The following is a 14,856-nucleotide window of genomic DNA, read 5'->3' on the forward strand; positions in this document are numbered from 1 at the left end:
CGATCGGCCTGTGCCACATCCTGAGGGCCGCAGGAGGCTCTGTTCTGGGAAGCCTCGATCGGTCGCCGGGGTTGAGTTCTCCATTTGTTCTTATTATTGCGTTACGCTGAATAGTTCTCCGATTCGGCGTGACGCATGGCGACACTGATCATCACGGAAAAGGCCAGTCAGGCGAAGGATCTGCGCGCGGCTCTCGGCGCCCGCTTCGGGCAAATTTTGCCAGCCGAAGGCCATTTGCTTCGTCTGGCCGAACCCGAAGAGGTCAACCCCGCCTGGAAGAATTGGTCCTGCGTCGTCCTCGAGCCGGATGGGCTCTATCCCACCCGTGCAGCCACGCAAGGCAATAAGCCGGCGAAGCTCAGGGCCATCGCGACGGCGCTCTCCACATGCGACGACGTCATATTGGCGACCGACTGCGACCGCGAGGGTCAACTGATCGGTCAGGAAATCCTCGACCATCTCGGCTATCGCGGACGTGTGCGGCGGGCTCTGTTCACCGCCCAGGACCCGAAGACGCTCCAGCAGGCTTTCGCTCGGCTGAAACCCAACGCCGAGATGCGCCCGCTCTACGAGGCCGCGGTGGCGCGCCAGCAGGCCGACCAGATCTTCAATCTGTCGCTCACGCGGACCGCGACGAAGACATTGCTCTCGCCCGGGGTTCGCGGTGTGATCGGGATCGGGCGGGTCAAGACGCCGACCTTGGCGATCGTCTGCCTGCGCGAATTGGAGATCCGCAATTTCCGACCCGAGGATTATTTCGAGGTCGTCGCTGCCGCGACCGTCGAGGGCGGCAGCTTTCTGATGCGTCATGCTCCGACGCCCAAGATGCGGATCAAAGAGCGCGCCCAAGCCGAAGTGATCGCCAAAGCCGCCGCCGGCTATCAGGGTCCACTCGGCGTTTCGGTCGACGAAAAGCGTCAGGCGCCGCCGCGTCTCTTCGATCTTCCGTCACTGCAGAAGACGTGCGGCCAGCGCTGGGGATGGACAGCCGACAAGACGCTGTCTGTGGCGCAAGAGCTCTACGACGGCGATGGCAAGAAGCTGATCACCTACCCGCGGGCGGAAGCGCGCTATCTGACCGAAAATCAGATCGGCGACGTCCCGGCGATCGTCGCTGCGCTGACGCGCCTGCGCGGTTTCGCTCGGCTGGAAATCACCACTCCCGTGATCCGACGCGGCAAATCCGGCCACTTCTGCGACAAGGCTCTGGAGGGCGTGTCGCATCACGCGGTCGTGCCGAATGTCAATGTTCTCGACGACCTCGAAACCCGATTAGCGCGTCTCGACGAGGACGAAAAGCGGCTGTTCGCGCTCATTTGCCGTTCCTATCTCGCCGCTGTAATGCCCGACTACGAATATCGCCAGACCGTCGTCACAATGGCCGTTCCGATTCCTGGCCGAGCGACAGCGGAATTCCGCGCCGTCGGGCGCATTCCGTTGCGACTCGGTTGGAAGGCCGTCTATCAGGCGATCGATCCAGATGCCGAGACAGAGGCGGAGCAGACGCTGCCCTCCCTTCGCGATGGCGAGAGCGCGACTCTTTCCGACGTTCGTGTCGAAGCAAAAAGAACACAGCCGCCGCCCCGCTACAATGAGGGAACGCTGGTGGATGCGATGCAGAATGCATGGCGTTTCGTCGAAGACGCCGCCCTTCGCGACCGGCTGAAGGAAGCCAAAGGGATCGGCACGCCGGCGACCCGGGCGGAAATCATAAAGGGATTGAAGCGGCAGAATTTGCTGACCGCAGATGGCAAGCTCGTGCTGCCGACGGCGGCGGGATTGCAATTGTTCGAGCTGTTGCGTAGCGCGGCGCCTGCGCTCGTCGATCCAGCCACAACCGCTCTGTGGGAGATGCGCCTCGACGAGATCCTGATCGGAAAGGCGGACTTTCGAACCGTCATCGGCGGCATCGCCACGGCTGCTAGAGAATTGATCGATGCGTTGGTCGAGAAATCGAATGGAAAAGTCGATTTGACCACCTCGGCGCCGGCGCGTCGTTCGGGACGTCGACGACGAAGCGGACAGGGGGACGCCCGACCCGCAGCGAGGAACGCGAGCGTGGATCCGCTTCGTCGTGGATCAAAGACGCGTCGGGCGTCGAAGGTGAAATCGGATGCATCGACCAAGAGCGTCGGCGACCCGCGCGCCGGGCGTTCGAAAGCGCCGACCGACAAAATGGTCGCCTATGCGCGAAGTCTCGCGCGCGCAAAGAAAGTGAAATTGCCCGAAGGCTATCAGCAGGACTTCGACGCCTGCCGCCAGTTTCTCGACGAACATGCGGGATAGCGCAATTCCTGCCAATGTCCCTTTCGCAATCCTCATCGACGGGCCGCTTCTGTCAAGGCGCCGTATCTACTCGGCATTCTCGGGAACCGGCGGATTTCAGCGTCACGGCTCCATGGGCTCCAGATGCTCGCAGGTGGTAATTTCGATCCTTTATCTTCGTGATCTTGTAGAGCGTGCCGGATTTCGGATCGCGAAAAAGCACCGAGCGACGCTTTTTGCGAGGATCTGCGACCACCTGCAGCTCGCTGTAACTGCGACCGTCCGCAAAGGCGATGGGCCGATCGAAAAAAATAGTCTGTCCAGGCTGCGGAGAGGGCTTTCGTGCTCGGGCGCTTCGATGGACGGCGCTATCGCGACATCGTCGGCGCCACTCGATGGCAGTCACGTCTTCTGTTGGAGTGAGCAAATCGAGAATCGTCTTGGGACATTCGCTTTCGTTCGGTCCCATCGACTCACATTGCTCCTTATATCCGAAGATGTAGCCTTCAGGATCGCGAGGATTGTAGTCGACAAGGCAAACGAGCGCCCAAACTTCGCGTGAGCCCGACAATTTGTCGACGCACTCGACCCCCGCATAGTAGACGCGCATCTTCACGAGAGCGGATTTCAAGACCTTCGAGCGGTGATCCTCTCGCTCGTAGGTGAATTGCGCGTCGAGATAGCGGCGCGGTCCGTCATGGCCTCTCAATGAAGTCATATAAAGCCAGCCCATGTGAGCCTCCACTCGAAAAAAGAGCCCGGCGCAGCGGCCGGGCTCGACTGCAAAGCGTGAGCATACGCGCGCGCGAGCTATGGCGACGCACGATGGCGTACATGATCCGAATTGCTCGGCATTCCGCTCGGCGTCAGAAAGCCACGCGCGTCATAGACGGATTTCGATCCATCGGAGAAGCTGACCGTGAAAAAGCTAGAGCCATTGTTCTTCCTCCAAAATCGCACCTGCGCATCGGGATCGATGCGCAGGCCCATGGCGATGACGCCGTAGTCATCGAGCAGCGGCGCCGGAACCCCGCTATCCGCCGCTCTTTTGATTTCGTATTGGAGATCGAATGCCTTAGTCATGATTCGAGCTTTTCGCATCCTTTTGTGACCATTCCGAGGTAAGGACAAACCGTCGAGCGTCTCCTCATGGAATACGGCCGAAGAATCCCGCGTTTGCGAGACGTAGGGAGAGCTCGAGACCCGCGCGATATTCAGTGACCCTCGCAGTGTATTCGTCCTGCGCGCCATTCGACGAATTCGCTTCGATGACGCTCCAACCAGGTCAGGAGATCGTGTAACTCGTCGAGGTCCCCGAGCAATGTGTCGAATTCCGATTGGCGGACACCCCCGCACTTTCTCGGTCCAGCTGTTCGCAGGAGCTGCTGGACCACGCGGATCGTCGCGGCGTGCGCGGTGAGAGAATGTCGCTTCTTTCCGCCGGAGTCGTTCATGGGCTTCGCCTCAGCCATCCGAAGGATGGTTCGCCGCTATGGTTCTTTTCCCAGATATACCATGCGAAGTCCGTTCGCCCCCCGCGCGCTTTCAGGCCCGCGAGGATGACTGGCCCCGGCGGCATGGAAGGTCGCGGCGTTATGATCAGCACCCGCCGCGGAAAGGTTTGCTCCAACCACCTCGAGCGGCGATCGCCGCTGATCCAGGAAAGGGGAAGGATCATCGCGACCTTTCGTCTCGCGATCTTCCGCGCGCGAACGACAAATTCCCGCGCCAAACCGAATGGCGGATTGCAACAAATATTGTCTGGCCTCTGGTCACGCGGCTCGTCGGACAGAAAGTCGGCGATACGATCGCAGAACATGGATCTTCGAACCTTGTCCTCGCCGCGGACTTCATTGTAGCCCGCGGCTCTCGCGGCCTCGACGATGCGACCGAGACCACAGGCAGGATCGCAGATGGAGCCTTCGAAAGGCTCGTCCTCGAAGAGCCGGCGATCGACCCAGCTTTCTTCGACGTACCAATCCTCCGGGTGTCGAGCCCAGAGATGGGCGTTGAGCGCGCGCTCGGGGACGGCGGGAAGGATTTCCATCGCCGTTCTCAATTTGAGCCGAGATCGTAGTTGGCGGCTGGATCGGAGCGAGCCGCGACGAGGCGGCGCAATCTGACGATTTCGAGCCCCATTTCGTCACGGCTCATTTCTTCCGGTTCGAGCCGATCGAGTTCGGTTTTCCAATCGGCGCGCGTCGTCGGAGCGCCGAAGAGCCAGTCGGCGCCTCCCGCGCGCACGATCTCCTCTGCGGTTGCGTCGCTCACGCGGCAGAGCGTGGCGTACTCGGTCTCGCCGCAGCTGTCGTGATACCGAAGTTGCAAGGCCCAACGGATTCGGGGATCGACGCTGAGGGAGGAAGGGCGGAGGATCAAGTCGACCATGTGAGTATCTCCTGAAAATTGGGCAGTTGGAAGGGACGCTCAAGAACATTTCGACCAACCGCAGTGACGACAGGTCAAGCAGCCGTCGTTCTTGATGAGGCCAGGCTGGCTGCATTTCGGGCAGAGTGCGCCGAGCGTGCGCGCCAGCGGACGTTCGTCGGAAGCGTGCGCGACGATCGCTTCCGACGGAGCGAGAAAGCCGATATCGATCATGTGTCGCTCGATGATGGAGCCGAAGGCGGCGACCAAGGAGGGGACATAACGCCCTTCGCTCCAATGCCCGCCGCGCGGGTCGAACACCGCCTTCAACTCTTCTGCGACGAATGCGACGTCGCCGCCGCGGCGGAACACCGCGCTGATCATGCGCGTCAGAGCGACGACCCAGGCGTAATGTTCCATCGACTTCGAATTGAGGAACACTTCATAGGGCCGCCGCCTCCCATCCTCTTCGATGTCGTTGATCGTTACGTAGAACGCATGCTCGCTCTCCGGCCAGCGCAGCTTGTAGGTCGCGCCGGCGAGCATTTCCTCGCGGGGCGTGATCGCCGGATGCGGCAGCGCCGTGGGAACGGTCGTCGCGGGCGTGGTGGTCGACAGGATGGAGCCGGTGATCTCGTTCGGACGATAGGTCGTGCAGCCCTTGCAGCCGGAGCGATAAGCGTCCATGTAGATCGTCTTGAAATCCTCGAACGAGATATCGGCCGGGCAGTTCACCGTCTTGGAGATCGAAGCGTCGACGTGGTCCTGAACCGCGGCCTGCATACGAATGTGATCGGCGGGCGTCAGGGTCTGGGCGGTGACGAAATATTCCGGCAGTGGTGCGTCGGCGCCGAATTTTTCGCGGTAGAGGCGGACGGCGTAGTCTTCGACCTCCTGCTCGGCGAAGGAATTGTCGGGTTGGCGGATCTTGCGCAGATAGGAAAGATCGAAGATCGGCTCGATTCCCGAGGAGACATTTTCCGCGAACAGTGAAATCGTCCCCGTCGGCGCGATCGAGGTGAGCAAGGCGTTGCGAATGCCATTCTCGAAGATCGCGGCTTTGATGTCGTCGTCGAGATTGCGAACGGTCTCCCCGGCAAGATAGGCGTCGCGGTCGAAGAGCGGGAAGCCCCCCTTCTCTTTGGCGAGATCGATCGACGCGACATAGGCCTGCCGACTGATCAGACGCATCCAGCGCGCCGCCATTGCAGCGGCCTCCGGCGACCCGTAGGTGAGCCGGCACATGGCGAGCGCATCGGCGAGACCGGTGACGCCGAGACCGATGCGCCGCTTCGAAAAGGCCTCGACGCGCTGGGCCTCGAGCGCGAATTGCGAAATTTCGATCGTATTGTCGAGCATGCGCACGGCAATCGAAACGAGAGCGGTCAGCTCCTCCTCGTCGAGATGGGCATGCGCTGTGAAAGGGTCGCGCACGAGCTTGGCGAGAAGAAGCGAGGCGAGGTCACAGGGGGCGTAGGGTGGCATGGGCTGCTCGCCACAAGGATTGGTCGCCGCGATCGTTTCGCAATAGTAGAGGTTGTTGCGCGCGTTGATGCGGTCGATGAAAATGACGCCGGGGTCGGCATAGTCATAGTTCGCACGCATGATCTGGTCCCAGAGGTCGCGAGCCCAGATCGTGCGGTACACCTCGCCGCCGAACACGAGTGGCCAATCCTTGTCTGCGTCGACGGCCGCCATGAAAGCGTCGGTGACGAGGACCGAGAGATTGAAATTGCGCAGACGGGTCTTGTCGGCCTTCGCGGAGACGAAGGCCTCGATGTCGGGATGATCGCAGCGCATCGTCGCCATCATGGCGCCGCGCCGCGTGCCGGCCGACATGATCGTGCCGCACATGGAATTCCACACATCCATGAAGGACAACGGACCAGAGGCGTCGGCTCCAACCCCTTTGACGAGCGCGCCCTTCGGGCGAATCGTCGAAAAGTCATAGCCGATGCCGCCGCCGTGCTGCATGGTGAGCGCCGCCTCGCGAAGATGCGAGAAGATGGCGTCGAGATCGTCCTCGATCGTTCCCATGACGAAGCAGTTGAAGAGGGTCACGCGGCGCGAGACCCCTGCCCCGGCGAGGATGCGGCCGCCCGGCAAAAATTTGAAATCCTCCAGAGCCGAATAGAAGGTTTTCTCCCATTGCGCGGGATCGGATTCGGCCATCGCAAGGGCGCGGGCGACACGGCGCCAGCTGTCTTCGATGGTCAGGTCGATCGGCTCTCCGGCGGGCGCCTTCAGCCGGTATTTGTCGTCCCAAGTCTGTTGCGAGATCGCGGGCAGCGTCGCGCCTATCGGGCGCGATCGGGTTGCGGATATCATATTCATGATTTGCTCCTCGAGCAGTGGATGGTTTTCTCCGATAAAACCCCGAAGGCCGCCTCACGCCCGTCGGGGCAAGGGCGCGCGGAACGCGCGGGAGCCTCGGCGACGAACCCTTGCGGCGATGGGCGCGCAGGCGGCACTCGTGTCTTCAATGATTTTCGGTTCTCGTTCCTTCTTCCGGCCTTTGCTCACGGTCGCCGCAAATGGCTCGGGAGCTTCCGCCAATCGACTGGCTGGCGTGGCGCCCCACGGCGCCGCTCTGCATCGCGCAGGCGTCCTCTGACGCTGTGCTCATCGGGGATATCGTCGACGAAGAGCGACGGCGCTCCGAAGCCGCGCCGGAAGGCGCAGTAGGAAATGCTGACGCGGCGCATTCCGCGCGTCAGCGCGACGTACGCCAGCCGGCGCTCCTCATCGCCGTCCCCGTAGTCGGACGGAAATACGCCCGCCTCCCAGGCAGGAAGAAACACATGCGGGAACTCGAGGCCCTTCGCCTTGTGCAGCGTCATCAGGCGCACGCGGTCGGTTTCGTCCTCGCCGGGACGACTGGTGGCGAGCGCCGCGTGGTCGAGAAGCTCGCGGGCCGTGTGGAACTCGCCGGCGAGCGCGATCAGCTCCTGCAGGTTTTGGAGGCGATCCTCCGAACTCTCGGCCTTGCTGTCTCGCAGCATGGCGCGATAGCCGCTGGCGTCGAGAAGCAGCGAGATCTGATCCGCGAGCGTGTGCGAGCGGTCCTCGCCGATGCGGCGCAGCTGGTCGGCGAACTGCAATCCGGCGGAGCGGCATTTGGCCGGCAGCTCGGCGGTGTCCAGGGCGCGCAGCAGCGAGACATTGCGGAAGGAGGCCTCCGTCTCGACCGCTTGCATGGCCTTGGCGCCGAAGCCGCGGCGCGGCTCGTTGATCACGCGACGGAAGGCCTCGTCCGATTGACGATCGTCGGGCGTCGCGGCGAGACGCAGAAGCGCGAGCGCGTCCTTGACCTCGGCGCGCTGATAGAAGCCGACGTCGCCGACGATCACATGCGGAATCCGCGCGCGCATCAAGGCTTCTTCGAAGCCGCGCGACAGGAAGGAGCTGCGATAGAGGATGGCGATCTCCTGCCATCCCGTTCCCTCGGCGTGGCGGGCGAGCATCTCCTCGACGACGCCGGCGGCCTCGGCCTGGGCGTCGCGATAGGCGACGATCTCTATTCTTTCGCCCGCCTCCTTTCGGGTGTAGAGTGTCTTGCCGAGACGTTTCTTGTCGCGAGCGATGACCGCATTGGCGGCGGCGAGTATGTGTCCGGTCGAACGGAAGTTCTCTTCGAGCCTGACTCGTTCAGAGCTCGGGAAGTCTTGATGAAAACGACGGATATACTTGATATCAGAGCCACGCCACCCATAAATGGCCTGATCGTCGTCGCCGACGCAGAAGACACGCCCATGCGCTGCCGCAAAAGACTTCAGCCAGCTGTATTGGGCGAAATTGACGTCCTGATATTCGTCGGCGGCGAGCCAGTCGAAGCGCGACGCCCAGCGCGCGCGATAGGCGTCGTCCTTGCGCATGGCGAGGGTCGGCCACAATAGCAAGTCGCCGAAATCAGCGGCGTTCGCTTCGCGCAGGGCGCGCTGATAATCGGCGTAGACGCGCACGGCGGCGCGCAGCGCATGGGGATCGATCGGGTCGCGGGAATGATCGCTTTTGGCGATCCTGGATTCGACCCAGGCGGCGGCGCCGGCCGGCGTGATCAGATTGTCTTTGAACTTCGCGATGCGGTTGCACATCATCTTCAGCGGATCGCGCGCATTGGCGTCGCCGCTCTCCTCGCCGTCGAGGCCTTGCGCCTTCATGACGCGCTTGACGAAGCGGCGGCTGTCGTCGGCGTCGACAATGTCGAAATTCGGCCGTAGCTCGGCGATCTCTGGCGCGTCGCGGAGCTGGCGTGCGGCGAGCCCGTGATAGGTGCCGAGCCAGGAGGGCGCCGCCAGGCCGTCGAGCGCGGCGCGGATGCGCGACGCCATCTCGGCCGCGGCCTTGTTGGTGAAGGTGACGGCGAGAATGCGCGAGGCCGGAATGCGGTCGACGGCGATACGATGCACGACGGCGGCGGTGAGCGTCGAGGTCTTTCCGGTGCCGGCTCCGGCGAGGACGAGGATCGGCCCTGTGTGCGCCGCCGCGCGCGCCTGTTCCGGCGTGAGGGTCGCGGCCATTCTGTCGAAAGCATCGGCGGATGGGCTATGCTCGGCCGCCGGTTCGTCGAAGCAGGGCTCGAAGCGGTCCCACTCCTCCATGCCGGCGAGCGGGTCGATGTCAGAGTATCTCGACATGGCAGTTCGCTCCATTGCAGCGGATGAGTTCTCCGCGTTGTGTGTCGATGGTGGTGAAGACGACGAAGTGATCGTCGAAGTAGAAGGCGCCTGTGTCGTTGCGTTCGCCGTCGACGACGACGCCCTCGACGATTTGCGAACCGTCATCGGCTTCGACCTGAACGAGCGTGTCCAGTTCCCGTCTGCCGGTCGGGATGTGTCGGCAACGACGGCGCGTCGCCTCGGGCAGCTGGGAGAAGGCTTCGGCCAGTTGCACGAGCGTGTGGTCGATCGCGAGTTCGTCGACGGTGTCGGTGACGTCGATCGCGTCGCCGAGCTCACCGAGCCTTTGAAGGAAGAGTGCGCTGGCGAGCTTCGGCGGCCACGGCTCCCAGGGCGACATGCCGGGCGGCAGGGGCAAGGGGTCCTCGTCGAGCGGATCGAGCGTGATCTGTAGGCTCGATCTGATGTCGTCGCGGCTCCAGCCGACGATGTGATAGGCTTCATTCGCCGCCGCCTGGCGATCGGCGCGCTTATGGAGGGCGTAGCTCTCGTCGGTCCACGGCGGCAGGCGGTAGCGTCGATCGACCGCCCGCTGAAGCCGCCGATCGAGCCGTGCGAAGCCCTCGCCGAGATGCGGCTTCAAAGGCATGATCGGATCGAAGCCGCCGACCAACGCCTCGGTCGCATCGTGCAATAGCTCGCGCAGAGCCTCACGGGGCGCGAGCTTTCCTTCGCGTTCGCGCAGGGCCAGGACGGCGAGGCTGTGCTGGGCGACGCTGAGCGGCAGGTCCCATGCCGAATATCCGCCCCAGCGATAGGTGCGCGACAATCCGATCGCCAAATCCTCGTCGGTCCAGGCGTCCGGCTTCGGATCGAGCAGGTCGAGCCGCCCGCCCGATTTGAGCACCATCCAGGCGCGATGCGATGTCATTGTTTCGTCCTTTCTCGTTGGTCGAGCATGTCGTTCCAGTCGCTGTCCTCGACGGGCGGCCGTAATCGCTCGAAGGCGACGCCGGAAGCCGCGGCGATCAGCTGGTGGCGGGCCGCGTAGCGGTCGCCGGCGAGATTGGCGTCGGCCGCGCTGCAAAAGCGCGAGCCCGGGACGTGCGCGAGGCGAGCGACGATCGCCTCGATCTCAGAGATCGTTTTCGGACCCATGCCCCCGCCGGTCGCCGCATAGAGCGTGTCGGCGCGAATGTTCTCCAAGGCGGCGATGCTGAGCGCGTCGATCGGCGCCTCGGCGAGGGCGAAGCGCGTCGGCGGCTCCGAACCGCCGGGCAAGCGGAACAGGATCTTGTCGCCGCCTCGCACCGATCCTTTGAAATCCGGTCCGCGGATTTCGATATGGGTGACGTTGCGTCGATCGTCGTGATGCGCGAACCAGGCGCTTCCGTATGGCCCTTCTCTCACGACGTCGGCGGCGCGGGCCGTCTCCAGGACGCTCTGGGGAAGGCGACGCTCCTCGGTGAGATACCGCCAGACCGGCGAGCCTCGCCGAAGCCGGGGGCGGCGCGCCCATCTGATCGGGAGCGGGAGATCGGGGGAGCGCTTCCTTTCGATGTCGGCGGCCGGAAAACTCGGCTGTATGCCGGTGAAGCGGCGCAGGACCTTGCGGACCTCGCCGAAATTCAGGCCGGGTTCGAGATGCTGCACGAGATCGAAGACGTCGCCCTTCGCGTCGCTCTGCGGATCCCACCAACCGCGGCCCTCGTGATTGACGATCAGGATTTCTCCCCGCCCGCGCCGATATTTGAGGCAATGCTTCGTGCTCTCTCGGCGATCGAGCCGCCATGGCGGCGTCGAGCGCTCCAGCAGCGCGGCGCAATTCGTGCGCGCGCGCAAGATTTCGATCTCCTCGTCATGTCTCATGGTCTCGCGGCGCTCCCTTCGGGTTTCACGGGAAGGGCCGGAGGCCTCGAATCCTCCTTTTCCTCTCCCAAAACGCCGTCGGCAGACCGCGAGGCGGCCGCGCCGCAAGGGCGCGCGGAACGCGCGGGAGCTCGGCGACGAACCCTTGTCGGCGTGGTCGGCGCTAGCGGTAGCCATGTTCCCTCTTCCTTTGCTCCGGATTCCCATTCGTGATTCACTTGTGTGCGAATGCGAAGCGGGCGGGCATGGAGGGCCGGCATGGCGGCGATGGACGAGATCGCGATCCTGTTGCAGGGCCGCAATGCGGAGGCGAACCGCCATCGGGCCTGGCGCATCGAGGCGGGGCGCGATCTGTTCGGAAAATGGATGGTGCGCGTGTCATTCGGCCGGATCGGCTGCCGGGGGCGGACATTCGCGCGAGAATTCGCGTCGGAGGACGAGGCCTGCGCTTATGTGCGCGACGGTCTGCGCCGCCGGAAAGGCGCCATTCGGCGCTGCGGGGTCGAGTATCGCGTCGTCGACGCGTCGCCGGCGGCGCTGCCTCTTCTGGCGACGCTCAGAATATCGAGCGCCCCCAAAATATTCGAAGCGGCAGGGCCTCGCCTTGAAGCCTGAACCGCCATCGGATGCCGCCGCTTCGCAGGAAACGCTGGTCGGCTCGGTCGAACGCGTGACTTTTCACAATGAGGAGAATGGTTTCGCCGTCCTGAAGGTCAACGCGCGCGGCAAGCGCGACCTCGTGGCGGTTGTCGGCCACGCCGCTTCGATCTCGGCCGGCGAATATATTCACGCCGTCGGCGTCTGCGGCAGCGATCGCACTCATGGTCTTACGCAATGACCGTCGTCGGTCGCCTCCTGCAGCGCGAACGACACTCCGGCGCACAAGCGTTGGAGATCCTCGGCGCGGAAGTGGTCGGCGACACGATCGGCGGCGAGCCTTGCGTCTTCCTGCGCGGACTTCATATCGCGGAGCGCGCGGTCGCCGAACGGCTGCTAGGGCTGCTCCGAGGCTCGCCGCCCTGGCCGGCTATCGACGTGGAAAAGGCCGTGCCCTGGGTCGAAAAGCGGACCGGAAAGGCCCTGGCGCCGTCGCAGAGCGCAGCGATCGAGACGGCGCTCCAATCCAAAGTGGCCGTGATCACCGGCGGCCCCGGCGTCAGTAAGGCCCGTCGCCGTCGCAGCGCGTTAATCGGCCTTGGTCCATGCGCGGCCTGGCATTATAGGTTATTGAATTTCTTAGTGTGAATGGGATCACTCTACCGTGCCGATCCGAACTGGAAAGAAACGTCCGTCGACGCACCCTCGTGGGGGCTGGCGTAACCCCGCTCAACCGGGATAAACCAGCTCAACCCGATTCAAAGCCCGCATGGCAGGATTCGCGGCGTGATGATTTGGGAGCTCGGAGGGACTTTTATGACTGATCGGTGGCTCTCAGCCGACGAGATCGCGTTGTACCTCGGGGTAACCAAGGATACAGTCTACACGTGGGTGACCTCGAGAGGGATGCCAGGGCACAAGGTTGGTCGCTTCTGGAAGTTCAAGCGCGAGGAGGTCGACTCCTGGGTGCGCGATGGTGGTGCGGCTGCGTCTTCCGACGAGCTAGGCGAAAAGGAACGCAAGAATGGCTAAGCCGAGGAAGGCGGCGAAGTCGGAGACGGTGACGGCGCCCCAGGACGACGGCGCATCGATCGACGACGTCGACACGATCGAAGACGGGAAGGTCTTTGACTACATCACGGGTAAGCCCGTCGCTGAGAACGACAAGGAGCGTGTTCGCCAACGCATTGCCCGCGCTCTGTTCCACGAGTACGGCATCTCGGTCGATGACATGGAGCCGGACTTCAGGGTGAAGGTCGATGGCTCGAACAAGAAGATCGACATCGCGATTTTTGAGCCAGGCTCCGATCACACGCCGGAGAACGTACGCCGCCTCGTCGTCTGCCAGAAGGAGCTGAAGCTCGGGGATAAGGGCGCATATAAGATGCGTGACCACGAGCACGCAGCAAAGGACCTTGACGTGCTCAAGGCCGCCATGGCGGCCTGTGAGAGCTGCAAGTACGGGCTTTGGACCAACGGCCTGGAGTTCTTTTTCTTCCGCGTCGAGCGCACACGCTTCGACGTGAAGTTCAAGCCGATCGGCGACTGGCCGCTCTCGGACGAGTCCATTGGCACGCGAGACGTCGCGTCGCACGCCAGGCTGCGCCGAGCCGATCCCGAGATGCTGCGCACGGCCTTCCGGCGGTGCCACAACTTCATCCACGGGAACGAGGGAATGCCGAAGGACGCGGCCTTCTGGCAATTCCTCTACCTCATCTTTGCCAAGATGTATGACGAGCGGCAGCCGAATGAGGCGCGCCGATTCTGGGCCGGCCGCTTCGAGAAGAACGGCCAACTCATCGACGAGCAATTCGATCCTGCGGGGCAGAAGGCGATCCGTAATCGGATCGAGCCGCTGTTCGCCGATGTGAAGAAGAAGTACTCGACCGTCTTCCGTGGCAATGAAGAGATCACGCTCTCCGACCGTGCTCTCGCGTTTATGGTCTCGGAGTTGGCCAAGTACGACTTTGGCCGCACCGACGTCGACGCGAAGGGCGCCGCGTACCAGGAGATCGTCGGCGCGAACCTACGCGGAGATCGCGGCCAGTACTTCACCCCTCGTGGCGCTATCAAGCTCGTTGTATCCATTCTCGACCCGCAACCGACCGAGCGTGTGTTTGATCCAGCGTGTGGGACCGGCGGCTTCCTTATCGCCACGCTCGCGCACCTTACTCGCAGGTTTCAGAAAGAAAAGGGCATCGAACCCGGTATTGAGTCGACGCAAGACTTCCTCTCCATTCAGGAGCGTCTCGCCGAATTCGTTAAACAGAATCTGTTCGGCGCCGACTTTGATCAATTCCTCGTGCGCGCGGCACAGATGAACGTGGTGATGGCGAGCAACGTCGAGGCTCGTCTCTTCAACATCAACTCCCTCGAATTTCCCGCTGGCCATTTACCAGGCATCACTGACGCGAAGAAGTTTGCCCAGCTTGGCTCAATGGACCTCATTATGACGAACCCACCCTTTGGTTCCGAGATCCCCATTACCGACCCAAACATCCTTCGTCACTTCGAACTCGCTCACATCTGGCAGCGCGCGGAAGGCGGCGGCTTTCTGAACACAGGACGGCTCCAGGGCAGCGTCGCCCCCGAGGTGCTCTTCATCGAGCGCTGCGTTCACTGGTTGAAGCCCGGAGGCCGTCTGGGAATAGTTGTTCCCGACGGAATTCTGGGGAACCCAGCACAAGAGTACCTCCGGTGGTGGCTCCTCCGGCGAAGCTGGCTTCTTGCAAGTGTCGACCTCCCGGTGGAGGTGTTTATCGTTGAAGCCAATGTCAATATATTGACGAGCCTGATTTTTCTCAAGAAGAAAACCGATAACGAAGTACGCGCCGAAGATCTTGGGCGGAAAGTTGACTATCCAGTGTTCCTGGCCGTTGCCGAGAAAGTTGGCTTCGATCGGCGCGGCAACACGCTATACAAAAAAACTCCCGAAGGTGAGGAACTCCTTGAGGAGGTTGAGGAGGTCGAACGCATTCGCACAAATGGTCATTTTGTTACAAGAACACTACGCCGAAAGAAAAAGCTCCTTGACGATGACCTGCCACGAATCGCACAGGCATATCGCGAGTTCCGCGCCAAGAACTCAGAGCCTGGCGTATGAAGACCACGCGTGTCCCTATATCTTGGATAGTCGACG

Annotated in this window: 13 protein-coding genes; 6 read left to right on the forward strand and 7 right to left on the reverse strand. The window is 62.6% G+C overall.

All coding sequences use genetic code 11. From position 1 onward, the window contains the following. Window positions 1-135 precede the first annotated feature (135 nt). Window positions 136-2,286, forward strand: coding sequence for a DNA topoisomerase (locus tag Mspo_RS15255; protein ID WP_159731206.1), 2,151 nt, complete (start codon window positions 136-138; stop codon window positions 2,284-2,286). A 52-nt stretch (window positions 2,287-2,338) separates the two neighbouring features. On the opposite strand, the gene Mspo_RS15260 is transcribed toward Mspo_RS15255, so the two are convergent. The 7 genes from Mspo_RS15260 to Mspo_RS15295 form a co-directional block, all read right to left on the reverse strand. Beyond that, window positions 2,339-2,998 (reverse strand): hypothetical protein, encoded by a 660-nt coding sequence (locus tag Mspo_RS15260; protein WP_201281718.1) that lies wholly within the window; start codon window positions 2,996-2,998, stop codon window positions 2,339-2,341. 77 nt (window positions 2,999-3,075) lie between these two features. Further along, window positions 3,076-3,348: a hypothetical protein gene (locus tag Mspo_RS15265; protein ID WP_159731208.1), complete on the reverse strand. Its 273-nt coding sequence runs from the start codon at window positions 3,346-3,348 to the stop codon at window positions 3,076-3,078. Between the two features lie 972 nt (window positions 3,349-4,320). Further along, on the reverse strand, window positions 4,321-4,653 hold the full coding sequence (locus Mspo_RS15275; RefSeq protein WP_159731212.1) for a hypothetical protein: 333 nt from the start codon (window positions 4,651-4,653) through the stop codon (window positions 4,321-4,323). A gap of 39 nt (window positions 4,654-4,692) precedes the next feature. Then, window positions 4,693-6,966, reverse strand: coding sequence for an adenosylcobalamin-dependent ribonucleoside-diphosphate reductase (locus Mspo_RS15280; protein ID WP_244613473.1), 2,274 nt, complete (start codon window positions 6,964-6,966; stop codon window positions 4,693-4,695). A gap of 185 nt (window positions 6,967-7,151) precedes the next feature. Continuing rightward, complete coding sequence (locus tag Mspo_RS15285) at window positions 7,152-9,269, reverse strand: ATP-dependent helicase (protein WP_244613474.1); 2,118 nt, start codon at window positions 9,267-9,269, stop codon at window positions 7,152-7,154. After that, entirely contained in the window at window positions 9,253-10,182 is a 930-nt protein-coding gene (locus tag Mspo_RS19620) for a hypothetical protein (RefSeq protein WP_201281719.1), read from the reverse strand. Before Mspo_RS19620 ends, Mspo_RS15285 begins: the two co-directional genes overlap by 17 nt. After that, a complete protein-coding gene (locus Mspo_RS15295) occupies window positions 10,179-11,120 on the reverse strand; it encodes a DUF3991 and TOPRIM domain-containing protein (RefSeq protein ID WP_159731214.1) in 942 nt (313 codons plus the stop codon). The genes Mspo_RS19620 and Mspo_RS15295 overlap by 4 nt, the downstream gene beginning before the upstream one ends. Window positions 11,121-11,378: 258 nt before the next feature. Here Mspo_RS15295 and Mspo_RS15300 point away from each other — a divergent pair, with 258 nt between their 5' ends. The 5 genes from Mspo_RS15300 to Mspo_RS15320 all read left to right on the forward strand — a co-directional run bounded on the left by Mspo_RS15300 (window position 11,379) and on the right by Mspo_RS15320 (window position 14,820). Continuing rightward, window positions 11,379-11,735, forward strand: coding sequence for a WGR domain-containing protein (locus Mspo_RS15300; RefSeq protein WP_159731216.1), 357 nt, complete (start codon window positions 11,379-11,381; stop codon window positions 11,733-11,735). Beyond that, the gene (locus Mspo_RS15305; RefSeq protein ID WP_244613475.1) at window positions 11,725-11,958 is read left to right on the forward strand and encodes a hypothetical protein; all 234 of its coding nucleotides are present in this window, start codon (window positions 11,725-11,727) and stop codon (window positions 11,956-11,958) included. The genes Mspo_RS15300 and Mspo_RS15305 overlap by 11 nt, the downstream gene beginning before the upstream one ends. Next, the gene (locus Mspo_RS15310; protein WP_201281720.1) at window positions 11,955-12,365 is read left to right on the forward strand and encodes a hypothetical protein; all 411 of its coding nucleotides are present in this window, start codon (window positions 11,955-11,957) and stop codon (window positions 12,363-12,365) included. Before Mspo_RS15305 ends, Mspo_RS15310 begins: the two co-directional genes overlap by 4 nt. 168 nt (window positions 12,366-12,533) lie before the next feature. Next, the gene (locus tag Mspo_RS15315; RefSeq protein WP_159731218.1) at window positions 12,534-12,749 is read left to right on the forward strand and encodes a helix-turn-helix domain-containing protein; all 216 of its coding nucleotides are present in this window, start codon (window positions 12,534-12,536) and stop codon (window positions 12,747-12,749) included. Beyond that, a complete protein-coding gene (locus Mspo_RS15320) occupies window positions 12,742-14,820 on the forward strand; it encodes an N-6 DNA methylase (protein ID WP_159731220.1) in 2,079 nt (692 codons plus the stop codon). The genes Mspo_RS15315 and Mspo_RS15320 overlap by 8 nt, the downstream gene beginning before the upstream one ends. Window positions 14,821-14,856 lie beyond the last annotated feature (36 nt).

This window comes from Methylosinus sp. Ce-a6 (genome assembly GCF_009811655.1).
GTDB lineage: Bacteria > Pseudomonadota > Alphaproteobacteria > Rhizobiales > Beijerinckiaceae > Methylosinus.

What these genes read in the sequence shown, in the direction of transcription:
- Mspo_RS15285 (WP_244613474.1), bottom strand. Translation starts at nt 9,269, where the DNA reads ATGTCGAGATACTCTGACATCGACCCGCTCGCCGGCATGGAGGAGTGG.
- Mspo_RS15300 (WP_159731216.1), top strand. Translation starts at nt 11,379, where the DNA reads ATGGCGGCGATGGACGAGATCGCGATCCTGTTGCAGGGCCGCAATGCG.
- Mspo_RS15265 (WP_159731208.1), bottom strand. Translation starts at nt 3,348, where the DNA reads ATGACTAAGGCATTCGATCTCCAATACGAAATCAAAAGAGCGGCGGAT.
- Mspo_RS15295 (WP_159731214.1), bottom strand. Translation starts at nt 11,120, where the DNA reads ATGAGACATGACGAGGAGATCGAAATCTTGCGCGCGCGCACGAATTGC.
- Mspo_RS15320 (WP_159731220.1), top strand. Translation starts at nt 12,742, where the DNA reads ATGGCTAAGCCGAGGAAGGCGGCGAAGTCGGAGACGGTGACGGCGCCC.
- Mspo_RS15310 (WP_201281720.1), top strand. Translation starts at nt 11,955, where the DNA reads ATGACCGTCGTCGGTCGCCTCCTGCAGCGCGAACGACACTCCGGCGCA.
- Mspo_RS15260 (WP_201281718.1), bottom strand. Translation starts at nt 2,998, where the DNA reads ATGGGCTGGCTTTATATGACTTCATTGAGAGGCCATGACGGACCGCGC.
- Mspo_RS15280 (WP_244613473.1), bottom strand. Translation starts at nt 6,966, where the DNA reads ATGAATATGATATCCGCAACCCGATCGCGCCCGATAGGCGCGACGCTG.
- Mspo_RS19620 (WP_201281719.1), bottom strand. Translation starts at nt 10,182, where the DNA reads ATGACATCGCATCGCGCCTGGATGGTGCTCAAATCGGGCGGGCGGCTC.
- Mspo_RS15315 (WP_159731218.1), top strand. Translation starts at nt 12,534, where the DNA reads ATGACTGATCGGTGGCTCTCAGCCGACGAGATCGCGTTGTACCTCGGG.
- Mspo_RS15255 (WP_159731206.1), top strand. Translation starts at nt 136, where the DNA reads ATGGCGACACTGATCATCACGGAAAAGGCCAGTCAGGCGAAGGATCTG.
- Mspo_RS15275 (WP_159731212.1), bottom strand. Translation starts at nt 4,653, where the DNA reads ATGGTCGACTTGATCCTCCGCCCTTCCTCCCTCAGCGTCGATCCCCGA.